We start from the raw sequence: 1,187 nt of genomic DNA on the forward strand, positions 1-1,187 counted from the left end.
ACGAGTGAATATATAACTGAAGAGCCGGATGCGATAGTTTCGCATGTCCGGATCTGTGTGGGGTCGGCTCAGTAATGGGTCGTTCTACCACGATAATTTCCAACTAGAGCAAATTTATGAACATAGTAGCAACAAGTAAAAGCGATCATTCTACGTTGATCGATATATGGGAGGCTTCGGTAAGAGCCACCCACGATTTCCTGCAGGAAGAGGACATTATCAATCTAAAGCCGCTTATCTTAGAGCAATACTTCGATGCAGTTGATTTATTGTGCGCAAAAGATAAAAGCGGAAGGATCCTCGGATTTTGTGGAGTTCATGACGGAAACATAGAAATGTTGTTCATTTCACCTGAATCAAGAGGGTCAGGGGTTGGTGCTCTTTTAACTAAGAATGCCATAGAAAAACAAGGAGCTGTAAAAGTTGATGTTAACGAGCAGAACGGCCAAGCCCTTGGTTTCTATGAGCATCTAGGTTTTTCTGTAGTAGGAAGATCCCCCCTCGATGGCCAAGGAAAGCCATATCCGTTACTGCACATGGAGCTAGAAAAAATTTAACAAATTTAGGCAAGCGGAAAAATTACTCCGCCTTCGGCTCCGTAATTTTCCGTTGCTAAACGCGTTATATACCTAAGGATAGGATATGGATTTCATCTCAATAACTCACGTTACTCTTGCTGTTACTGCCACTCTAAGCGGAGCTATAGTTTTAGCTCGCAGGAAAGGTGACGTACTTCACACTAGGTTAGGGAAATTATTTGTTGCATGTATGGTGTTAGTAAATATTACTGCATTTGCTTTATGGCCTAAATATGGGTTTACTTTTTTTCAGCCTTTAGCGTTATGGAATTTAGTTTGGGTGTTTTTAGGTTATTATTATGCGACCAAAAAACCAAACAAAAATTGGCTAATTAATCATTATTATTTCATGTCATACGCATATGTCGGCGTGCTTGCTGCGGCACTTGCAAGAATTCCATTAAGCTTTGGCTTTCTACCGAATGAGGCTGCATTCATATCTATAGCTGTTGTTTTTGGTATTTCAACTTATATAATAGAAAAGCAAGGTAAAAGGTTAAGAGTAATCGGTATATAATCGGGTAGCCGGAGGTCTCTAACCTCCAGCCCCCACACCACCCATCATGCGGGTCCGCAATGGGCGGTTCATCTCCCGTAATGAATCTTGAT

The 1,187-nt window shown here is 41.3% G+C and carries 2 protein-coding genes; both read left to right on the forward strand.

The genetic code is table 11. The features are described from left to right. Positions 1–116: 116 nt before the first annotated feature. Positions 117–557: an acetyltransferase gene (locus BM088_RS26925; protein ID WP_091992026.1), complete on the forward strand. Its 441-nt coding sequence runs from the start codon at positions 117–119 to the stop codon at positions 555–557. 85 nt (positions 558–642) lie between these two features. Further along, positions 643–1,095: a DUF2306 domain-containing protein gene (locus BM088_RS26930; RefSeq protein ID WP_091992028.1), complete on the forward strand. Its 453-nt coding sequence runs from the start codon at positions 643–645 to the stop codon at positions 1,093–1,095. The last annotated feature ends 92 nt before the right edge of the window (positions 1,096–1,187 follow it).

It is taken from the genome of Pseudoalteromonas denitrificans DSM 6059, assembly GCF_900112265.1.
Taxonomy (GTDB): Bacteria; Pseudomonadota; Gammaproteobacteria; order Enterobacterales; family Alteromonadaceae; genus Pseudoalteromonas; species Pseudoalteromonas denitrificans.

Coding starts and splice junctions, on each gene's coding strand:
- BM088_RS26925 (WP_091992026.1), top strand. CDS start 117: ATGAACATAGTAGCAACAAGTAAAAGCGATCATTCTACGTTGATCGAT.
- BM088_RS26930 (WP_091992028.1), top strand. CDS start 643: ATGGATTTCATCTCAATAACTCACGTTACTCTTGCTGTTACTGCCACT.